Origin of the sequence: Pseudomonas sp. P1.31, assembly GCF_001269815.1 — a bacterium.
Taxonomy (GTDB): domain Bacteria; phylum Pseudomonadota; class Gammaproteobacteria; order Pseudomonadales; family Pseudomonadaceae; genus Aquipseudomonas; species Aquipseudomonas rustica.
In genome coordinates this window covers 545,601-565,043 of record NZ_LHVN01000007.1, presented here as the reverse complement: position 1 = coordinate 565,043, position 19,443 = coordinate 545,601, and the positions used below count along the sequence as shown (strand labels likewise).

Sequence of the window (19,443 nt, the reverse complement as noted above, 5' to 3'; positions counted from 1 at the left end):
GCTCCTGCATGGGATCGACGCGCCCCTGTAGGAGCTGCCGAAGGCTGCGATCTATTGATCTTTAGTGCATCATTCCCACCCTGCCCCGCTTCGAATGCAAACCATGACTTACAGCGTCTCCCCCATCGGCTTCGTGCGCTCCTGCTTCAAGGAGAAATTCGCCATCCCGCGCCAGCCGCAATTGGCCCCCGCCGCCCGCGGCGTGCTGGAACTGGTGGCGCCGTTCGATCAGGGTGACGCCGTGCAAGGTCTGGAACAGGTCAGTCACGTCTGGTTGCTGTTCCTGTTCCATCAAGCACTCGAAGAAAAACCACGCCTGAAAGTCCGCCCACCCCGCTTGGGCGGCAACAAGTCCATGGGCGTGTTCGCCACTCGCGCGACCCATCGACCGAACGGCATCGGCCAATCTGTGGTGAAACTGGACAAGGTCGAAGCCAATCGCCTGTTCATCTCGGGAATCGATTTGCTCGACGGCACGCCGGTTCTCGACGTCAAACCCTACGTGCCCTATGCCGATATCATCCCCGAAGCCTCCAACAGCATCGCCAGTGCAGCACCGCAGCTGATTGACGTGCAGTGGACGGACTCGGCACTGAAACAAGCGCACACACACGCTCAGCGCCTTGATGAGCCGTTGGTTGCGTTGATTGAACAGTGTCTGGCCCAGGATCCGCGTCCGGCATATCAGACCCCGGTGCCAGAGCGTGAATACGGCGCGCAGTTCTGGGATCTGGACGTACGCTGGCATTACCCGACGCCTGAGCAGATCCGCGTGCTGGAAGTTATCCCTGCCGCAGCCTGAGACCTCGGTCAATGTAGGAGCTGCCGAAGGCTGCGATCTTTTGATTTTGATCTTAAAAGCAAGATCAAAAGATCGCAGCCTTCGGCAGCTCCTACATGGATTGTGGCAGGCATGAAGGAAATGTTTCGGGCATAAAAAAGCCCCCATTGCCTTTGCAGGCAGTGGGGGCTGATCGTTCCCACGCTCTGCGTGGGAATGCATCCGTTGACGCTCTGCGTCACCTGAACAGCTTACTTCTCGACGAACGCACGCTCGATCAGGTAATCCCCCGGCTCGCGCATCCGCGCCGAGATCTTCAGGCCGAAGCTGTCGAGCACTTCACTGGTCTCGTCGAGCATGCTCGGGCTGCCGCAGATCATTGCACGGTCGTCCTGCGGGTTGATCGGTGGCAGGCCGATGTCGCTGAACAGCTTGCCGCTGCGCATCAGGTCGGTCAGACGGCCCTGATTCTCGAACGGCTCGCGGGTCACGGTCGGGTAGTAGATCAGCTTGTCACGCAGCGCTTCGCCGAAGAACTCGTTCTGCGGCAGGTGCTCGGTGATGAATTCGCGGTAGGCGACTTCGTTGACGTAGCGTACGCCGTGAACCAGGATCACTTTTTCAAAGCGCTCGTAGGTTTCCGGATCCTGAATCACGCTCATGAACGGCGCCAGACCAGTGCCGGTGCTCAGCAGGTACAGGTGCTTGCCCGGGTTCAGGTCATCGAGAACCAGGGTGCCGGTAGGCTTTTTCGAGATGATGATCTCGTCGCCTTCCTTCAAATGCTGCAGCTGCGAGGTCAGCGGGCCGTCCTGCACCTTGATGCTGAAGAACTCCAGATGCTCTTCCCAGTTCGGGCTGGCGATCGAGTAAGCGCGCATAAGCGGGCGGCCGTTAGGCTGTTGCAGGCCGATCATCACGAACTGACCGTTCTCGAAGCGCAGGCCCGGATCGCGGGTGCACTTGAAGCTGAACAGAGTGTCGTTCCAGTGATGAACACTGAGGACACGCTCGTGGTTCATGTTGCTCATGTACGTTTGACTCCTGGAGATTGGGTCTGCGCTGGCTTTTGAAGGCGACGGTGCGCAATTGCATCGCATTCTAATAGCGACGACAATATCTGTTAACTGGATTATTAAGATAAGGGTTATCGGTTATATCGATATGCGATTTACTCTCCGTCAACTGCAAGTCTTCGTCGCCGTCGCCCAGCAGGAAAGCGTATCCCGTGCTGCGGGTCTGCTCAACCTCTCGCAGTCGGCTGCCAGCACTTCGATCACCGAGCTTGAGCGCCAATCCAGCTGCCAGCTGTTCGACCGCGCCGGCAAACGGCTGAGCCTCAACGCCCTCGGCAAACAGCTACTGCCACAGGCGGTGGCCCTGCTCGATCAGGCCAAGGAAATCGAAGACCTGCTCAACGGCAAATCCGGTTTCGGCTCGCTGTCGGTCGGCGCGACGCTGACCATCGGCAATTACCTGGCGACCCTGTTGATCGGCAGTTTCATGCAGCGCCACCCGGAAAGTCAGGTGAAGCTGCACGTGCAGAACACTGCCAATATCGTGCAACAAGTCGCCCACTACGAAATTGATCTGGGTCTAATCGAAGGCGATTGCAGCCACCCGGACATCGAAGTGCAGAGCTGGGTTGAGGATGAGCTGGTGGTGTTTTGCGCGCCGCAGCATCCCTTGGCCAAACGCGGCACTGCGACGATGGAAGAGCTGACGCACGAGGCGTGGATTCTGCGTGAACAAGGCTCCGGCACGCGGCTGACCTTCGATCAGGCCATGCGTCATCATCGCAGCGCGCTGAATATCCGTCTGGAGCTGGAACACACCGAAGCTATCAAACGCGCGGTGGAATCGGGGCTGGGGATTGGCTGCATCTCGCGACTGGCGCTGCGTGATGCGTTCCGACGCGGCAGTCTGGTGCCGGTGGAAACGCCGGATCTGGATCTGGCGCGGCAGTTCTACTTCATCTGGCACAAACAGAAATACCAGACCTCGGCGATGCGCGAATTTCTCGAACTGTGCCGCGCTTTCACCGCCGGGGTTCAGCGCAGCGACGAGATCGTCTTGCCGACGATCGCTTAAAGCAGAATCACCGCCCACACCAGACCAATCATGCTCAGCGCGACGAATTGCGCGGCGCTGCCCATGTCCTTGGCGTTCTTCGACAGTGGGTGCAGTTCCAGCGAGATGCGGTCGATGGCCGCTTCGACCGCCGAATTCAGCAGCTCGACGATCAGCGCCAGCAGGCACACCGCGATCAACAGCGCCTGTTCAACACGGCTGACATTCAGAAAGAACGTCACCGGAATCAGGATCACATTAAGCAGCACCAGTTGGCGGAACGCCGCTTCACCGGTGAAAGCTGCGCGCAGACCGTCCAGCGAGTAACCGGAGGCATTAAGGATGCGTTTCAGGCCGGTCTGGCCCTTGAAAGGTGACATAACGTTGAGACCAACCAAAAAGGAGTGAGAAAGCTAGATCAACAAAAGTCAAAAAAGCGTGAAGGCGCCAGGCTTTATTGACTCGGAATTGACTCAAGTTGTTGCAGAAGCAACGCAGCCTGCGTGCGGGTGCGCACATTCAGCTTGCGGAAGATCGCCGTGACGTGGGCCTTGATGGTCGCTTCCGACACACTCAGCTCATAGGCAATCTGCTTGTTCAACAGGCCTTCGCAGACCATGGTCAGCACGCGGAACTGCTGCGGCGTCAGGCTGGCGAGGCCATCGCTGGCGGCTTTGGCTTCGTCGGAGACGGCAACTGCTTCGAACGCTTGCGGCGGCCAGAACACATCGCCATCAAGCACTTTGCGCACGGCTTGCTGAATCACGCTGAGGTCGCTGGATTTGGGAATAAAGCCACTGGCGCCGAATTCACGGGACTTGACCACCACAGAGGCTTCTTCCTGAGCCGACACCATCACCACCGGAATCTGCGGATACTGCCCGCGCAGCATGACCAACCCGGAAAACCCGAAAGCGCCGGGCATGTTCAGATCCAGCAGCACCAGATCCCAGTCAGATTTTTCGGTCAGGCGCGCTTCCAGTTCGGCGATGCTCGCCACCTCCACCAGTCGCACATCCGGGCCGAGGCCCAGCGTCACCGCTTGATGCAGGGCGCTACGAAACAGGGGGTGATCATCGGCAATCAGGATGTCGTATGTGGCCATTTTTCAAATGATCCTGTTTTTGATGGCAGACCCGATGCAGTCGGGTCTGGCCAAAGCAACTCAAGATGCCGCTTGCAAGCGGTATCCACAGGGGCACGTTCAACGCCAATAACCAGCAAAGACGGCGTTTCAAACCTTGGCCGCACCCTAATCGGCGCCAAGCATGCCCAGCGAAGACTGGGTGGTCAAGCAGCAAGGCCGCCGGTAGCGACAGTATGGGCCACTATTGCGCCAACTCCGGCTGCGGCTTTCGTATATAGGGCAGCAACTCGGCGTGCGCGGGGGTGGATTCATTCATGTCGAGCTGTTGCTTGGCGTCGAGGTAATGCTGGCTGAACACATCGAAATAGGCGTCCAGCGCCGAGGCGGCATCCGCGTCGCCGGCCAGCTCCAGGCACAGCGCCGCGACTTCGGCGGTGCACAGATGTTCGCTGCGGGTGGAACGGCGCAGGCGATAGCGCGAGAGTTTGTCGGGCAGCAGGCTCAGGATCGGCAAGCGATCGAAATACGGGCTCTTGCGGAAAATTTTTCGCGCTTCCGTCCACGTCGCATCCAGCAGAATAAACAGCGGGCGCTTGCTGCTATCGGGCGCGACCGTGTTGGTCACCCGCGACGGCTCGACGTATTCGCCGGGAAACACCAGATAAGGCTGCCATTGCGGGTCGTTGAGCAGCGCCAGCATCTGCGGATCGGGCTCGGTGCGCGACCAGATGAACGCATGGTTATCGCGCACCACGTCGGCAATCAGCCAACCGGTGTTGCTTGGTTTGAACACTTCCTTGCCGGTCATGATCAGGCACACGCCTGAACGCGTGTCGACGCTTGGTCGCCACGCACACAAGCAATGGCTGATGATCACCCGGCAATCGCGGCAACGCTCGGAGCGAAAGCCACGGGCCTGAATCGGCTTGATGCCTTCATCTTCGCGCTGGTCACGCAAACGGGCGACGGCATTGGGGGCATGGTTCATCGCGGGCAACGCCGGCAGACAGGGAAACTCGACACGAACAGCACTCGGCAGGGCAATAAAGGCCGGCAGTTTACCAGAGCAACGGGGACAAGCCTGTACCCTCCCGACCGGCTCCCCTATAATTCGGCGCCACTGAACGCACAGCCCCGAGGCTGGTCGAACCACCAGTCACCGAATCAGGAGAGTTTCATGCTGCGCCTTATCGTTCCCACCGCTGCCATTCTGCTGGCGTCGTCCTTCACCGCTCAGGCTGCATCCTTGAGTGAGCAGAATCTGAACCGCGAGCTGCGCAACGTCGCCGCCCAGAGCAGCGTCGGCACGCCACGCGCCATCAGTGAAGACATTCTTGATCAGGGTTTCACCGTTGAAGGCACCACGCTGATCAACCACCTGAGCGTGCAGGCCAGTCATGCGCAGAAAATGCGTGCTGATCCCAAGGCTGTGTACTTTCAACTGGGCGCTTCGGTGTGCAACAACCCGGCCTTTCGCAAGCTAATGGCCAAGGGCGCGGTCATGCGTTACGACTTCACCGAAGTGAAAACCAACAAGGCGATCGGCTCCGCCAGCTATCAGGATTCGGATTGCCCGAAAACTGCCCCGGCGAAGAAGAAGTAATCATCGCGAATTGGCGCGCCGCTGTTCATCCTCGGCGCGCAATTCGGCCAGCAAGGCCTGAAGATACTGCGACGGATGCTCGCCACCAGCCAAACGCCGGCAGCATTCCTCTTCGAGACTGACCTGATGGGTCTCGGCAGATGCTTTCAACATTCGATACAACTGTGCATCGATCTCCAGAACCACTCTGGTCATGTCCCGCCTCCTGGCTACCCGCAAATCCTTCAAAAACGTGCACCTTGCGTACGGTTATTGCCGCAACGCTGTCGTACGGCGCCTGTAAGTTAGTTAATCAGAGGGTTTAGCGCGCGTTGCACGTTCAGACGAGCGGTGTGCCGATCCCTGAATATCAACAAGCGGTTGCCAGCCAGAACATTGCGGCGCAATGATCGAGTCAGCGCAATTGCACGCAAGGGTCTAAATTCAAAGTATTCCCGATCATCTGTTAACGGCAGAAATGGAACTGCCGATCGTGTGTGTTTTTGCAGCGCGGCCCTGACGCCGCTCGTCAGGGCCACCCGCTCTGTGCAGAAGGAGACGTTGAATGCCTTACCAACCGAATGACCTGTTGAGTCGTCATTTTCAGGAAAGCGGCCCCGACCTCATCAGCCAGGTCGAAGCACAACTCAGCCGTGTTTCCCCCAACAGCCCGAACCTTCCCATTTACCGCGACATGATCCTGACCGTGCTGCGCATGGCTCAGGAAGACCACAACCGCTGGAACGCCAAGATCACCCTGCAAGCCCTGCGCGAACTGGAGCAGGCGTTTCGCGTGCTGGAGCAATTCAAGGGCCAACGTAAAGTCACTGTGTTCGGCTCGGCACGCACACCGGTCGAACATCCGCTGTATGCGCTGGCCCGAGAACTCGGCGCGCAACTGGCACGCTCCGACATGATGGTGATTACCGGCGCCGGTGGCGGCATCATGGCCGCCGCCCACGAAGGTGCCGGCCTCGATCACAGCCTCGGCTTCAATATCACCCTGCCCTTCGAACAGCATGCGAACCCGACTGTCGACGGCACCGGCAATTTGCTGCCGTTCCACTTCTTCTTCACCCGTAAATTGTTCTTCGTCAAAGAGGCCAACGCGCTGGTGCTGTGCCCCGGCGGTTTCGGCACGCTGGATGAAGCACTGGAAGTGCTCACGTTGATTCAGACTGGCAAAAGTCCGCTGGTGCCGGTGGTATTGCTGGATGTGCCGGGCGGCACGTTCTGGCAGGGCGCGATGGATTTCATTCGCCAGCAACTGGAGGAAAATCACTACATCCTGCCGACCGACATGAAACTGATGCGTCTGGTGTACACGGTCGAAGAGGCGGTGGAGCAGATCAACCAGTTCTACAGCAACTTCCACTCCAGCCGCTGGCTCAAACGTCAGTTCGTGATTCGAATGAATCACAAGCTCAGCGAACAAGCGCTTGAGCATATGCAGGAGGCGTTCGCCGATTTGTGCCTCAGCGACCAATTCCATCAACACGCTTACAGCGGCGAGGAACATGATGACGCGCAATACAGCCATTTGGCGCGACTGGCTTTCGCCTTCAATGCGCGTAATCAAGGGCGTTTGAGGGAACTGATCGACTACATCAACCTGCCGGAAAACTGGGCGCAGTCCAAACCGCAAGCAGCGCAACGTGCGCGTGAGCCGTCAAAGGCAATTTAAAGGCAAAAAAAAACGGCCCGCTATTTCCATAGCGGGCCGTTTTTATTGAGGCGTCTTAATCGTCCATCCCTCGACCGCTGAACAAGCGGTTGATCATCTCCATCGAGAAGCCCCGATACGCAAGGAATCGGCCTTGCTTGGCCCGTTCTTTCGCATCAATCGGCAAGTGCCCGGAGAATTTGCGCTGCCACGTTTCCTGAAGTTGCTCGTGCCAACTGATACCGCTTTCGCGCAGGGCGAGTTCGATATCGGCGCGTTGCAAGCCGCGCTGGCTCAGTTCTTCTCGAATCCGCAATGGGCCATAGCCGGAGCGAGCACGGTAGGAAACAAAGCTTTCAAGGTAACGGGCTTCGGAAAGCAGTCCCTCTTCCGTCAAACGGTCGAGGGCTGTTTCGATCATCTCCGCCTCAGCGCCGCGCTGACGCAGTTTGCGCGTCAGCTCGACTCGACCGTGCTCGCGACGTGCAAGCAGATCCATGGCGGTTCGCCGCACCGCGACGAGGGTTTCGAGTACGACGGTGCTCATCGTTGCTATCAGATATCAGCGTCGGCCAGGTCGTCTTCGGTCTCTTTGACTGCAGAGGCCTTGGAATCGATCACCGCTGGGGTCAGCAGCTTGTCACGCAGTTGCTTCTCAAGCTTTTTCGCGACTTCCGGGTTGTCCGCCAGGAACTTGGCCGAGTTGGCCTTGCCCTGACCGATCTTGGTGCCTTCGTAGGCGTACCAGGCGCCGGACTTCTCAACGAAACCGTGCAGCACGCCCAAGTCGATCATCTCGCCGTTGAGGTAGATGCCCTTGCCGTAAAGAATCTGGAACTCGGCCTGACGGAACGGCGAAGCCACCTTGTTCTTCACAACCTTGACGCGGGTTTCGCTGCCGACCACTTCGTCGCCTTCCTTCACCGCGCCGGTACGGCGGATGTCGAGACGAACCGACGCGTAGAACTTCAGCGCGTTACCACCGGTGGTGGTTTCCGGGCTACCGAACATCACGCCGATCTTCATACGGATCTGGTTGATGAAGATCACCAGGCAGTTGGCGTTCTTGATATTACCGGTGATTTTACGCAGCGCCTGGGACATCAGACGGGCTTGCAGGCCCACGTGCATGTCACCCATTTCGCCTTCGATTTCAGCCTTCGGTACCAGGGCTGCCACGGAGTCGACGATGATCACGTCAACGGCGTTGGAGCGCACCAGCATGTCGGTGATTTCCAGTGCCTGTTCACCGGTGTCCGGCTGCGAAACCAGCAGGTCGTCGACGTTGACGCCCAGTTTGCCGGCGTACTCAGGGTCGAGGGCGTGTTCGGCATCGACGAATGCGCAGGTCGCGCCAGCTTTCTGAGCCTGGGCAATCACGGACAGAGTCAGTGTGGTTTTACCGGAGGATTCAGGACCGTAGATTTCAACGATACGGCCTTTTGGCAGACCGCCAATGCCGAGCGCGATGTCCAGACCCAGAGAGCCAGTGGAGATAGCCGGGATCGCCTGACGGTCCTGATCGCCCATACGCATTACGGCACCCTTGCCGAATTGACGTTCGATCTGACCCAGGGCCGCAGCCAAGGCTTTCTTCTTGTTGTCGTCCATTAAAGTCCTCACGTAATCAATAAGGCCTGACGGCCAACACCTGTATAAGTAGCCAGTATTATTCCACAGCGTTCGCGGATCGCCTACCCCTGATTTTCGATTTCTCGTGCCGCTAGTCGCAGGAGCCCCTCTAGCGCGGCCTTCACCGTTTGTCGGCGGACTTCATCGCGGTTACCGGGGAAGTGTTGAACCTCACTGGTCACCGTCTCGCCAACGCCCCATGCCAGCCACACAGTGCCGACCGGTTTGTTCGGTGAACCACCGTCCGGCCCCGCCACACCGCTGACCGCCACGGCAAATCGCGCCAGACTTTTATCCTGCGCGCCACGCACCATTGCCTCGACCACCTCGGCACTGACCGCGCCCACCGTCTCGAACAACCCGGTCGGCACATTCAGTTGCTGGGTTTTCTGCCGGTTGGAGTACGTCACGTAACCCGCTTCAAACCAGGCCGAGCTGCCGGGAATCCGCGTGATCGCCTCGGCGATGCCGCCACCGGTACACGACTCCGCAGTGGTGACATGGGCATTGAGCACTTGCAGGCGTCGGCCCAGTTCAGCAGCCAATTGGGTGATCTCTTTCACGGCGCACTCCGGATCGTGTGGAATGCCTCCACCGTACACGAGCCGGTTGCGCTTTCAAGACACAGAGTCATTCAAAATGTTCGGGCGCGAGCGCTCTGACATAGGCCTGACACGCCTGCAAGGCAATCAGTCCGCGGTCGCCGGTGTCGGTGATGGCGATAATTCGTTGAGCATGCGCCGGGTCAAGTCGGGCGCGTACGGCTGCATGATCCACGCCGCCGGGGCTGGCGGTGGCTGGCACGTTGCAGCCTTGGGTAACATCGCCTGCGTCGAGGAGGACTGACAGGCGCACATCAGCAGTGGCAAGGCGATCGCGCAGGCGATCCTGATCACGTTGGGCATCGCTCAGTGCTCGATAGTGAGTTTGTTCACTGGTCGCGAGCCGTTGCTCGAGCGCCAGGCGTTTATCCTGCTCGGCCTGTTGCGCCGAGGCGGCGGCGAGATTCTGTTGATTCAACGTTTCTGTGTTTAAACGCGATTGCTCGGCGAGTTGGCGGCCGTAGCGCCAGTCCTGAAACTGCCAGGCCGCTGCAAACGCGCCGACGGCCAACAGCAAAAGGCCGATCACTCGCCAGGGGATTGGCATAGCACCGCCCTCGCCCGCGCCCAGATTTCCAGGCGATCCTGCAAGCCGTTCAACCCGCCGTTTATTCGCCGGGTGATGGTGTTGAACTGGTCGCGATCAGCCAGCTCGTTGAGGCCGTTCTGTTGCCAAAACCATGCGGCAGATTCGGCCGCCCATTGCGGTTGTTCGAGCAGTTCTGGCAGCGACAGCAGGCGTTCATCGCCAAACAGACCGAGGCTGCACTGGCGATAGTTGCTGCGCCCGGTGATCTGGATAAGCCCACGCCCCCGATATTTTTGCCCGTCGCCGTCAGCTTCGGGCGTGTTACCCAAGCGCAAGGCCAGGGTGCCGGTGTCGTATTTACTCAGGTATTGGTTGTTGCCCAGTTCGCGTACGTACTGCAATTGCCCGGATTCGTGACCGACTTGCGCAAGAAACGCGGCGATGCGTTTGGGTGTGTCGATGCGCCGGCGAGCCATTGCGGTGTTGAGTGCAGAAACAAAAACGCCCGCTTGGGTGCGGGCGTTGGGCATGATGTTAGTTAAGTTGTTTTCGGTTATTTGCATAATGCTTGATCCTCCCTGGATATCCTTTGACTGATATCACGACTGACGGGAAATACCTGCCAGCCATTTTTTTGCCAGAGTTTTCAAGGCGTTTTCCGGTGGCGCTATTTCGGGTGATAAAAACACCCAGCCGAGCGTGCCGAAGTTGGCAGTCCAATCGATGTTTGGCGTTGGGATTATATTAGTGATGTCAGCCCAGACTAGTTCCGGGTGGAACATCTCGGCCATGTCGCCGTCGGTTGCGAACAACTCCACCACCGTGTTGTTGATGATGCGTGCGTAAGTTTTCATCAGGCGTACTCGTAGATGATCACGGCGCCCGGTGCACCTGCACCGCCGGGTCTGCCCGGCTGGTTCTGACCATTGGCGATGCCGCCACCTCCAGACCCATAACCGGTACCCGGGGCCGCTGCGGCCAATGCAACGCTGCTGCCATATCCGCCTGCGCCCAGAGGCGAAGCCGCACCGTGGCCCGCAAGAACCGATCCACCAACACCGATACCGGGACTGCCCGCGGAACCTGCACTGTTAACCATATTCCCACCGGTTGATGGGCCGCTCGGAAAGCCCCCCACGAATAAACCAAAGTCCGAGACAGCAATCACTTTGATAGTGGGGGATCCACCACTGCCGGGGGCCGAAACCAATGATCCGATAGAACTTGTTCCACCTGGGCCCCCATTAGCTGCAATGGCGCCTCCATAACCACCAGCCCCCACGGTTACTGCCTGGCTCGTACCGATAGCTGCAGCCGACAACCACGCCTCGGCATAACTGCCAGAAGCACCGCCTCCAGCCAGAGAGATCTGATTGGCGGCTGTCGCGGCAATCCCCGCACTGCCACCACCGCCGCCCAAGACCTTCACCAATACATTCTTCATCCCGACAGTCGGTACATAGGTGCCAGACGTCGTAAAAGTCTTCACTCCCAACAACCGGCCACTCGACGCATTACCACCACTTGCATACACCAACACCCAACTATTCAGCGCCGCACTGAACACTACCGAACACAGGCTGCCTGCGATAATTTCCGCGGGCTGCAATGCATTCTGAGCAAGACTCACCAGCGGTTTGGGCATCAAGCCATTCGGTGCAAATGTACTTGCACCAGTGTTGGCGTTGCCGGCAGTAAAACGCAGTGCCAAACCGTCCCTCAACGCAGTAATGGCAGGTGAATAATTCGCCATGTAGAGATTGGCCGCGCCGATATCAGGAGCGTGTTTGTCTTCACCAGCCTGGCTGATTTTTTTTATTGCCTGAAGCAATTGGGTAGCGTCGGTTTCGTTCGGCTCAAGACCGGCAGATTTGACGACATACAACAATTCATCGGTAACGCTATTGCCCCAGGCTGCCGGAATCAAAGACCCCGGTAAGCCCTCGACGGCATCTTCATTGACGAACTTTCCATTCACCAGACCAACGCTGGGAACGCTTTTCGGATAATCCATTTCAACATCCTTGCTGACTTAAAACGCAGCCGCCAACCAACGCGGCGCGACTGGCCGATGCTCGCTAAAGGGAAAGAAAGAGCCCTGCGGCCAGTCGCGTAGTGCACGCCGGTAGGTTTGCAGTTCGGTGTATTGATCGGTGGTCAGGGTGGTGCCGCCACCGTCTTCGAGTTCATCACGATCGCGCGCTACCAGACCGTCAGTGGCGGCCAGTTGTGCAGTGCGCCAGTGACGTTCGGTTTCGGCCGTTTGATCCGCCGAAGGAGGGGGTGGATCGAGCAGAATCGGGTAGCCGTTCGCAGGATTGACGCCGATCACCTTCGGCATAAGCGCCATCTGCTGCAATAGCGAAATCCAATACGCCTGAGGAATCTCGATAACGTCTTCGGGTATGTCCGTTGAGTTGATCCCCGGCACATAAACGCCAACCGTGCTGGCGCTGAACAAAACATTGTAAGCGTTCATTCAGTAGCCCTTCGCGACGTAAAAAACAGTCCAGCCTGCAGAGACTCCATTTGCCGCATCACGCACTCTCAAGCGTACACCTTGTTTTGTTTCTGATCCCCCGACAACGATAACCATCGCTGCGCCACTTCCTACGTGAGTGGTTACACAGGAGTACAGAGCGTTGGGAAACGAGATAGGGAATTTCACTACAGCGTCACCACTGGCGTCCGTGAAAACAGATCCCCACTGTTCGATATTCCCGCTGGCATGTTTCTGATATCCGGGGTTATTGCACGACCCGGAAAACAACGTGGCATATTTCAGACTCGCCGTACCCTGAACCGTCCAGATCCCATACTCCCTGACAACCGTGGCGCTCTCACCACTGTTCATGACGATCGATGTCAGGTACGCACCTTGTGGACTAATCTTCGCAATGCCCGTGCAGGCGATCGTGACCGCGGCGTTACTGCGGCAATGCAGCGCAAACGTCGCACCATTGGGAACCGAATTGATGTCCGGAAGGTTCACCGTATAAGGCAAGTCTCCGCCCAACCCGATCGCCCATCCCACATCCGCAACCGTCAGTTGCGTCGCAGCAGTGACGCCCCGCGAACCCGCATAATTACCCAGCGCACGCTGCACGAACTCGGGGGTTGCCACCGCGCGGCTGACGTCAAATTGCGCCGGGGTCTGAAATAACTGCGTGCCGCGCAATGCACCGAGCAGTTGAGTGTTTGAAGATTCGCTAGGCGTCATCCCTGCCGCGCGGACAACACCTAGAATTTCTTGTGTGACGCCATTGCCCCAACTCGCCGGGATCAACGAGCCGGGCGAGCCGGCAAGCGAATCTTCATCGACAAATCTGCCATTGACCAAGCCTGCACTGGGCACGCTGATTGGGTAATCCATTGCATTTCTCCTTTGCGGTGGTTCAGGTATTTGCGCTGACGGCTGGCACAACCGGCCAAACAATTTGCATTGGGAAACCTGGCTGTTTCTCGATGCGGTTCAACTCCACGCTGTAGAGCTTCCATTCGAGCAATTGCAACTGCTCTTCATGGCTGGCATCACCGATATCCTCGGCGTATTGCAGCGGAGCAATTCGCAGAACGGCCTCACGAAGCAGTGCATCGCGCGCTTGCAAAGTCTGCTGTCTGGCATCAGCCAATTGAGCCTGCTCATCCAGTTGCCAGTCGTTATCACGCCAGACGTAGAAATCACCCGGCCAAGGCTGCGGGGTGAAGGTCTCAGGCAACTCGCCCAACTCGTTCCAGAGTTGCTGAGCACCACCGTCCTTTCGGTAAACCCGACCCCGACGGTCGATGACTTCCCGCGGCACACCATTGACCAGCGCCCAGGTGCGGCCGGTTTCCGGTTCAGGCAATTCAAAAGACAGTTGCACGGCGTTGGCAGGAAGCTGAACGCCGATTCCGGGCGTGACGAAAAACTCGACAGGCCCGGACAATGCGCCCGAGCCGTCAAACAGATAATTGAACATGGGGAAGCCTCAGATAAGCTTGATTCGACCGGGATAGGCGATGTTGCGCGGGCGGGATTTGAAGGTGTAAAGCACAGTGCTGGCCGTATCTCGCTGATAATTGGTGCCGACCGGATAAACAGGACCACCATTGAGTAATCCTGAAACGAATTCGGCTTCTTCGCGGGTTTCAGCACCAAATCCGGTCAAGCTATCCGACCAGTAGGCACCCACAGCACCTCCGCCATTTGCACCTTGGGCGTAGGAATGAATCGAGCCTGATTGAGAGGTACCTGTTTGGCGATCTATGTCCACGCCCCGGCCTTCGTCCAGCACTCGCAAAAACTCACCCCTCCCCTCTGGCCCACGAAAGGTTGCTGCGCCATCGCCCGACGTCCACTTACCTTCGTTGCCGACGCGAGCAGCCTCGGTGCCGAGCATTCCCGATTGCTGCGCGTGATCCCAAAGCCACGGCCACTCGACACGCTTCATGACGGCGCCGTTGAGCGCACCGTAACCTCCGGGGCTCAGCAAGACTGTCGTCTCGAAAAACGGTCGTCCCAACGGCGTGTTATCGAAGCGCCCAACCGGCCACCAGCTCCCCGCGCCATCGCTGCGCAAATGCCACCAGTCACCACCACCCATCAACACTAAAAATGGATAGCCACTGGCCGAAAGGTGCGTGTGAAAACGAATCCGGTCGCTGCCGGCCGCTTGAACGACGAGTCGACTGCCGCTGTTGTCCACACGACGAACTATCACATCGCGCACACCCAATGGACCATCGGCCGCTGGCAACACAACAGTGACCGGCGCCGGACTGGCATCAATCAACACGAGACCAAGTTCCTGCTCGGTCAACGTCTTTGAAGCGGCTAGCCGGGTGATCACCGATCGCATCGGGCTGGCATTGCCGACAATCGATTGAATGGCTTTGAGCAGTTGCCGGGTGTCCGTCTCGGACGCAGCCATCCCGGCCGCATTGATCACATTCAGAATTTCTTGAGTAACGCTGTTGCCCCATGCCGCCGGGATCAATGAACCCGGTTTGCCTGCCTCCGGGTCTTCATCGGCGAAACGGCCGTTGACCAGGCCGACACTGGGGACAGTTATTGGATAATCCATAGGTTGTCTTTTCCTCTGTCATAACAAATGAACCGCACCGACGATCAAGGCGCTGCCTTAGTGCCCACGGCTTTTTTCTGAAAATAAAAAGCCCACGGTGAAGTGGGCTTGGGGTGTTCAAGAAGGAAGGTATTGATTAGCCGGAGAGACCACCGAGCAGTTCGCGGATGGCGAGCAATGCCTCATCAGCGGCACCCCGCGCCAAGTCCATTTTGCCCTTGGCAGCCTGCGCACGAATTTGCGCTTTGGCCTTGAGGCGCAAGGTGCGCAGCGTCAGCAAATGATCCGTCAACTGATCGGCCTTGCTGAGGATTTGATCGGCGGCCTGTTTGGCCGTTCGACCTTTGACGACCCACGCAGCAACGGAAACCGGCACTTCTTTTTTCGGGTAACCCGCGTCTAGATAAGCCTGAGCGTCTGCGGCGGCCTGGGAGTACTCCATGGCTTTGAGGGGATCGCCGGCCAGTACGGGTCGGGCGCGGTCGGCGGCGGTGTTGACTTTGGTGCAAAGGCGCTCCGACTCCTTTTGCTCCAGCGCAGCCATTAACAAAGGATCCTGTATCCATTGCTGACCGTCCCACGTGTGATCAGGCGACGGTTGTGGCGAACGCAGTTCGTTACCAAATTGATGAAGTTCCTGGATAACCCTCATCGGATCAACTCCCACACGAAATGAACGTTGACGGCATTGACGAAGTTCAAGGCGATACCGGTGGTGTAATCCGCGATCGGGTGACCTTTTATTCCGATACCGTGTAGCAATTCGTCCTTTTCGGCACTGCTGGAACCAAGCTGGTGCTGAGCCTGAAAGGTCTGCCACAGCGAGCGAAATTGCGAATGATCGAAACTGGCCGTCAACGACGACACGGTGACATCACCTATCTGATTGTTGGTGAAAATCACGCTTGTCGATTTGTCCGCCCACCCCGCCGGATTTCCACCAATCGCTTGAATTCCGGGACTCAGGAAGGTGTAGCTGGCTCCCACCCAATCTCCTTGGGCAAACGCTGCGTTAGTCACTAAAGTAGTCGAAGGCGTCGGGTTGCTGGCAATAAGCCGCGCAGAACGCGCATGCGCATCCAGTGGCAGATAAATCACCCCGGTGCCATTAACTGTCTGGCTCCAAGTGAGGCGCGAGCGGTTATAGATTGCTAGTACTGACGGCAGGGTTCCCACGGCGCCAGTGAGTATCCAGGCCACGCACATGTCCAGGCTGGTGGACGCAAAACCGCCGCCACCAACCGCTTCGGCGGTTCCTTTGAGTGAGGCAGGTGCAACGTCAGTCGGCAGACCACGCTGTACATAGAAAAACAATGCGCCGGCGACCACCTGAGCTCGCAAAAAATACGCGGTATTGGGTAACAGATCAGCGCTGACCCAGGCTGCGGTGGTGAACGTTCGCGAACGGGCCAACTGACCTGCGATCACTTCCTGAGCCAGGCTGACGGGCACTCCGGGGGGCACAGAAACTTTGCCTCCACTGGTGGCAGCAGCGCTGGCCACAACATTCAACCGGCCCTCGGTATTCGCCACGGTAGGCAGCGGCAACGACACAATCGGCAAAGCCGAATCCAGACTCCAGCCTTTGGCCGAAACGCTCTGAATCGCCTTCAACAATTGATCGTATTTCTTCTCGTCAGGCGTCAAACCACCAGCCTCGATCACGCTGATGATTTCCTGCGTGACACCGTTACCCCAGGCCGCCGGAATCAACGATCCCGGCGTGCCCAACAGCGGATTTTCATCGACAAATTTCCCATCCACCAAACCTGCGCTGGCGACACTCCTCGGATAATCCATCCCGTCACTCCTCCTTAGTCATAGTTGATATGCACCGTGGTATGCGCCGGCGCGCTGCGATGGATCAAACACTCCAGCGCCGAGCCCGGATTGACGCCGAAGCGCTCACCCCAGTAACTCGCGCCGAAACGCCGACCGAGCAGCAAGCGCCCGCCGGTGTTAAGCGTCCACATGAATTGCGCCTCCCACGTGCCCCAGCGCGCTGAACCAAAACGTGCGCGGCCCATGCGCGGTGCCTCGTGCTCGGTGATGGTTGCGTTGGGGTAACCTTGGCTTTTGGCGATTTCCAGGTAGTAACCGACAGCCTGGCTGCCGACCGCTAGCAAGCGCCGGCGAACAGCGAGGCGGCGGTCGTCGAACAACGGTTCGGCACCGAGGCAGGGGTCGGGCAGGTTCATCACCTGTTCCCAGTCCGGCACCAGTTCGCTGACGCCGGCCGGGTCCATCTCGTTGAGCAGGTCGGCGGCGCGAGCATCGAGACGCGCCAGTTCGACCGCGACGCTTTGCAGGACTTCATCAAGTTCCGGCACGCGCTCCGGATCCCACGCCGGGCCGCTGGGCAGCAGCGCACGAAGCTGCGCCTGATATTGCGCGGCGGTTCTTATGCCCCCCATACGCAACCTCCGAAAGTGAGCAGCTCGCTTTTACCAGCACCGACATCGGTGGCCGGTGCAGTCAGTACGTGATCGAACTCGCCACCGGCGCTGCTGATCGCTTCGCGGATGTGGCTGATCAATAACGACACGCCGAGATCGGCCTCACGGTTGTGCAAGTCGCGCAACTGCGCTTCGATGGCCGCACGAACGGCAGTGGTGTCCGGGTTGACACTTTTGAATCGATAAACCACCGGTACCTGAACCGGGCTTTGCACATGCACTTCGGCGGTGACCGGGCGCAGCGGCTCGATGTAATCCTGAACCTCGGCCAATTGCTCATCGTTAGGCACGGGTTGCGGATCTTCGTCGCGCATGATGAATACCGTCACCGTGCCCGGCCCGAGCAAACCGCCACGGCACCACGCCCGCGTCACACCCGGCACTTCCAGCGCCCAAGTTTCATAATCACTGGCCGAGCCACCGTGAGGGATCACGCGATAGGAACGAATCACTCGCGAACGCAGCGACTCCAGACTCTCCCGCGCGACACCACCGCTGAGTCCCGGCGCCTGCACCACAAAACTACTACCGACAATGCCGGCAACCGGCTGCACCGGCGTCAATACGAGGCCCGCATCGGCATTACCGAGGCTGCCGGCGTCAAGCGCGGCGATGGTGGTGCTGTTGACACCGTTGGCCGTGACCCGCGCAGTGGTGACTTTGTAAGTACGGCCATCGTTGGTTTGCAGCAACGTATCGACGTCCAGAATCGCACCGGCCGTAGCGCTGAAGCTGACGCTGCCCGTGGCCACCTGCGCGGGTTTGCGCGGCTGGTTCAGACGCAACGCGGCGATGCGTTCCAGCGTCGATTCATCGGCTTTGTCGGGGAGGATCTGCTCGGCAATCCAGTCGAGATAACCGTACAGACCAAACGCGGCGCCGCCGAGGGTGCGGGCCAGCACTTGCGCATCGGACTGGCGCAGCGAATCGCCGGCCAGGTCGCTTTGGGTGCGTTTGATCAGCACCGGCAGCGAAGGGGTTTCAAACGGCATAGATCACCTGCCAACTGTTATCGGGGTTGATGTCCAGACGTTCGCCGTCGGCCAGGGTCAGCACCGTGCGCAGGTTCAGACGCTGGGCATCGAGGCGTTCGCTGAGGATGTCGATGGCGCTGCAGTGGCCGTCGTCGATCAGCCATTGCAAGGCTTCGCGGGCATAGAACTCGGCGTCCATCTGGGTTTGTTGGGTCAGCTTGACCCGGCGCAACAGCCACAGCCGCGAGCCGATGCGATCGTCAGCGACGGAGGGAAAGCTGTCGCCCCACCAGCCGAAACGTTCTTCATCATCGAGGGCATCGTCATCGGCAGCGCGGCGCCAGGTGAACAGGCTGATAAGCACGGCGCGGGTCAGCGCGGCGTGGAGGTTCTGGCTGATAAACATCACTGGCCTCCTGCCGGCACACCGGTCTGGCCGCTGCCGGCTTGTACGCCGACGTGGACGTGTTTGATCTGGCTGATACCGCCAGCGAGCTGGTCGCCGGTGGAGACGATTTTTCCGCTCTGATTGATCACCGGCGTGTCGAAATTCACCGCGCTGCTGGCGCGGATGTTCAGCGTGGCGGTTTCGATGTCGATGATCCGTCCGCGCTTGAAGTGGATCTTGTCGCCCTCGTCGGTGTAGATCGCCACTTCGCCGGCGGCCAGCGCTTGCAGGCGGTAGCGGCGGTCGGCGATGACCAGAGCGATGGCGTGGGAACGGTCGCCGCCGATGAAGGTGACAACGCCCTCGGCACCGGCCAGTGGATGGCTGGTGAAGCCGTAGGGTTCGAAGTGTTCGAGGTCGTCGTTGACTTCACCGGCGGTGAGGCGCATTTGCAGCGATTGCAGCTTGGCGGCCGAATTGGCGAGCACGACAGTGCCGCGCGCCAGCAGGCGTGTCATCAGGCTCATGTTGAATTCCTATGAGGCCCTAAAAGATCGCAGCCTTCGGCAGCTCCTACATTGGATCGGTGTGCATTTGTAGGAGCTGCCGAAGG

At 58.8% G+C, this 19,443-nt stretch carries 26 protein-coding genes; 4 read left to right on the top strand and 22 right to left on the bottom strand.

Going from position 1 to position 19,443, the window contains the following annotated elements; all coding sequences use genetic code 11:
* Positions 1-103: 103 nt before the first annotated feature.
* Complete coding sequence (gene tsaA / locus AD669_RS05845) at positions 104-802, top strand: tRNA (N6-threonylcarbamoyladenosine(37)-N6)-methyltransferase TrmO (protein WP_053117739.1); 699 nt, start codon at positions 104-106, stop codon at positions 800-802.
* A gap of 230 nt (positions 803-1,032) precedes the next feature.
* On the opposite strand, the gene fpr is transcribed toward tsaA, so the two are convergent.
* Entirely contained in the window at positions 1,033-1,812 is a 780-nt protein-coding gene (gene fpr, locus AD669_RS05840; RefSeq protein WP_007908723.1) for a ferredoxin-NADP reductase, read from the bottom strand.
* A gap of 133 nt (positions 1,813-1,945) precedes the next feature.
* Between fpr and AD669_RS05835 the strand changes: the two genes are divergently transcribed.
* Entirely contained in the window at positions 1,946-2,872 is a 927-nt protein-coding gene (locus AD669_RS05835; RefSeq protein ID WP_053117737.1) for a LysR family transcriptional regulator, read from the top strand.
* Here the strand turns inward: AD669_RS05835 and AD669_RS05830 are convergent.
* The 3 genes from AD669_RS05830 to AD669_RS05820 all read right to left on the bottom strand — a co-directional run bounded on the left by AD669_RS05830 (position 2,869) and on the right by AD669_RS05820 (position 4,926).
* On the bottom strand, positions 2,869-3,231 hold the full coding sequence (locus AD669_RS05830; RefSeq protein ID WP_053117735.1) for a diacylglycerol kinase: 363 nt from the start codon (positions 3,229-3,231) through the stop codon (positions 2,869-2,871). The genes AD669_RS05835 and AD669_RS05830 overlap by 4 nt on opposite strands.
* A 74-nt stretch (positions 3,232-3,305) precedes the next feature.
* Positions 3,306-3,956, bottom strand: a complete 651-nt coding sequence (gene erdR / locus AD669_RS05825; RefSeq protein WP_053117733.1) for a response regulator transcription factor ErdR — start codon at positions 3,954-3,956, stop codon at positions 3,306-3,308.
* Between the two features lie 223 nt (positions 3,957-4,179).
* Entirely contained in the window at positions 4,180-4,926 is a 747-nt protein-coding gene (locus AD669_RS05820; RefSeq protein WP_053117731.1) for a tRNA-uridine aminocarboxypropyltransferase, read from the bottom strand.
* 189 nt (positions 4,927-5,115) lie between these two features.
* Between AD669_RS05820 and AD669_RS05815 the strand changes: the two genes are divergently transcribed.
* Positions 5,116-5,541: a PA3611 family quorum-sensing-regulated virulence factor gene (locus AD669_RS05815; RefSeq protein ID WP_053117728.1), complete on the top strand. Its 426-nt coding sequence runs from the start codon at positions 5,116-5,118 to the stop codon at positions 5,539-5,541.
* Here the strand turns inward: AD669_RS05815 and AD669_RS05810 are convergent, their stop codons facing one another.
* Positions 5,542-5,736 carry a hypothetical protein gene (locus AD669_RS05810; RefSeq protein WP_053117727.1) on the bottom strand — a complete coding sequence of 65 codons (195 nt, stop codon included), beginning with the start codon at positions 5,734-5,736 and terminating at the stop codon, positions 5,542-5,544.
* A gap of 349 nt (positions 5,737-6,085) precedes the next feature.
* Between AD669_RS05810 and AD669_RS05805 the strand changes: the two genes are divergently transcribed.
* Positions 6,086-7,204: a TIGR00730 family Rossman fold protein gene (locus AD669_RS05805; protein ID WP_053117725.1), complete on the top strand. Its 1,119-nt coding sequence runs from the start codon at positions 6,086-6,088 to the stop codon at positions 7,202-7,204.
* Positions 7,205-7,259: 55 nt separating this feature from the next.
* On the opposite strand, the gene recX is transcribed toward AD669_RS05805, so the two are convergent.
* The 17 genes from recX to AD669_RS05720 form a co-directional block, all read right to left on the bottom strand.
* Positions 7,260-7,730, bottom strand: coding sequence for a recombination regulator RecX (gene recX, locus AD669_RS05800; RefSeq protein ID WP_053117724.1), 471 nt, complete (start codon positions 7,728-7,730; stop codon positions 7,260-7,262).
* Positions 7,731-7,738: 8 nt separating this feature from the next.
* The gene (gene recA, locus AD669_RS05795) at positions 7,739-8,794 is read right to left on the bottom strand and encodes a recombinase RecA (protein ID WP_053117721.1); all 1,056 of its coding nucleotides are present in this window, start codon (positions 8,792-8,794) and stop codon (positions 7,739-7,741) included.
* Between the two features lie 83 nt (positions 8,795-8,877).
* Positions 8,878-9,378 carry a CinA family protein gene (locus AD669_RS05790; RefSeq protein ID WP_053117718.1) on the bottom strand — a complete coding sequence of 167 codons (501 nt, stop codon included), beginning with the start codon at positions 9,376-9,378 and terminating at the stop codon, positions 8,878-8,880.
* A 67-nt stretch (positions 9,379-9,445) separates the two neighbouring features.
* On the bottom strand, positions 9,446-9,964 hold the full coding sequence (locus AD669_RS05785) for a lysis system i-spanin subunit Rz (RefSeq protein ID WP_053117717.1): 519 nt from the start codon (positions 9,962-9,964) through the stop codon (positions 9,446-9,448).
* Positions 9,943-10,509 carry a glycoside hydrolase family 19 protein gene (locus AD669_RS05780; RefSeq protein ID WP_053117715.1) on the bottom strand — a complete coding sequence of 189 codons (567 nt, stop codon included), beginning with the start codon at positions 10,507-10,509 and terminating at the stop codon, positions 9,943-9,945. The genes AD669_RS05785 and AD669_RS05780 overlap by 22 nt, the downstream gene beginning before the upstream one ends.
* Before the next feature lie 36 nt (positions 10,510-10,545).
* Entirely contained in the window at positions 10,546-10,800 is a 255-nt protein-coding gene (locus AD669_RS05775; protein ID WP_053117713.1) for a hypothetical protein, read from the bottom strand.
* Positions 10,800-11,960: a hypothetical protein gene (locus AD669_RS05770; RefSeq protein WP_053117712.1), complete on the bottom strand. Its 1,161-nt coding sequence runs from the start codon at positions 11,958-11,960 to the stop codon at positions 10,800-10,802. The genes AD669_RS05775 and AD669_RS05770 overlap by 1 nt, the downstream gene beginning before the upstream one ends.
* A gap of 18 nt (positions 11,961-11,978) precedes the next feature.
* Complete coding sequence (locus tag AD669_RS05765) at positions 11,979-12,425, bottom strand: phage tail assembly chaperone (RefSeq protein WP_053117710.1); 447 nt, start codon at positions 12,423-12,425, stop codon at positions 11,979-11,981.
* Positions 12,426-13,319, bottom strand: a complete 894-nt coding sequence (locus AD669_RS05760; protein WP_053117707.1) for a hypothetical protein — start codon at positions 13,317-13,319, stop codon at positions 12,426-12,428.
* A gap of 22 nt (positions 13,320-13,341) precedes the next feature.
* Positions 13,342-13,908, bottom strand: coding sequence for a tail fiber assembly protein (locus AD669_RS05755; RefSeq protein WP_053117705.1), 567 nt, complete (start codon positions 13,906-13,908; stop codon positions 13,342-13,344).
* Positions 13,909-13,917: 9 nt separating this feature from the next.
* The gene (locus AD669_RS05750) at positions 13,918-15,012 is read right to left on the bottom strand and encodes a hypothetical protein (RefSeq protein ID WP_053117703.1); all 1,095 of its coding nucleotides are present in this window, start codon (positions 15,010-15,012) and stop codon (positions 13,918-13,920) included.
* 136 nt (positions 15,013-15,148) lie between these two features.
* A complete protein-coding gene (locus AD669_RS05745) occupies positions 15,149-15,664 on the bottom strand; it encodes a hypothetical protein (protein ID WP_053117700.1) in 516 nt (171 codons plus the stop codon).
* The gene (locus tag AD669_RS05740) at positions 15,661-16,812 is read right to left on the bottom strand and encodes a hypothetical protein (RefSeq protein WP_053117698.1); all 1,152 of its coding nucleotides are present in this window, start codon (positions 16,810-16,812) and stop codon (positions 15,661-15,663) included. Before AD669_RS05740 ends, AD669_RS05745 begins: the two co-directional genes overlap by 4 nt.
* A gap of 14 nt (positions 16,813-16,826) precedes the next feature.
* The gene (locus tag AD669_RS05735) at positions 16,827-17,426 is read right to left on the bottom strand and encodes a YmfQ family protein (RefSeq protein WP_053117696.1); all 600 of its coding nucleotides are present in this window, start codon (positions 17,424-17,426) and stop codon (positions 16,827-16,829) included.
* A complete protein-coding gene (locus AD669_RS05730) occupies positions 17,414-18,460 on the bottom strand; it encodes a baseplate J/gp47 family protein (protein ID WP_053117694.1) in 1,047 nt (348 codons plus the stop codon). Before AD669_RS05730 ends, AD669_RS05735 begins: the two co-directional genes overlap by 13 nt.
* On the bottom strand, positions 18,450-18,848 hold the full coding sequence (locus tag AD669_RS05725; protein WP_053117693.1) for a phage GP46 family protein: 399 nt from the start codon (positions 18,846-18,848) through the stop codon (positions 18,450-18,452). The genes AD669_RS05730 and AD669_RS05725 overlap by 11 nt, the downstream gene beginning before the upstream one ends.
* Positions 18,848-19,357 (bottom strand): phage baseplate assembly protein V, encoded by a 510-nt coding sequence (locus AD669_RS05720; RefSeq protein ID WP_053117691.1) that lies wholly within the window; start codon positions 19,355-19,357, stop codon positions 18,848-18,850. The genes AD669_RS05725 and AD669_RS05720 overlap by 1 nt, the downstream gene beginning before the upstream one ends.
* Positions 19,358-19,443 lie beyond the last annotated feature (86 nt).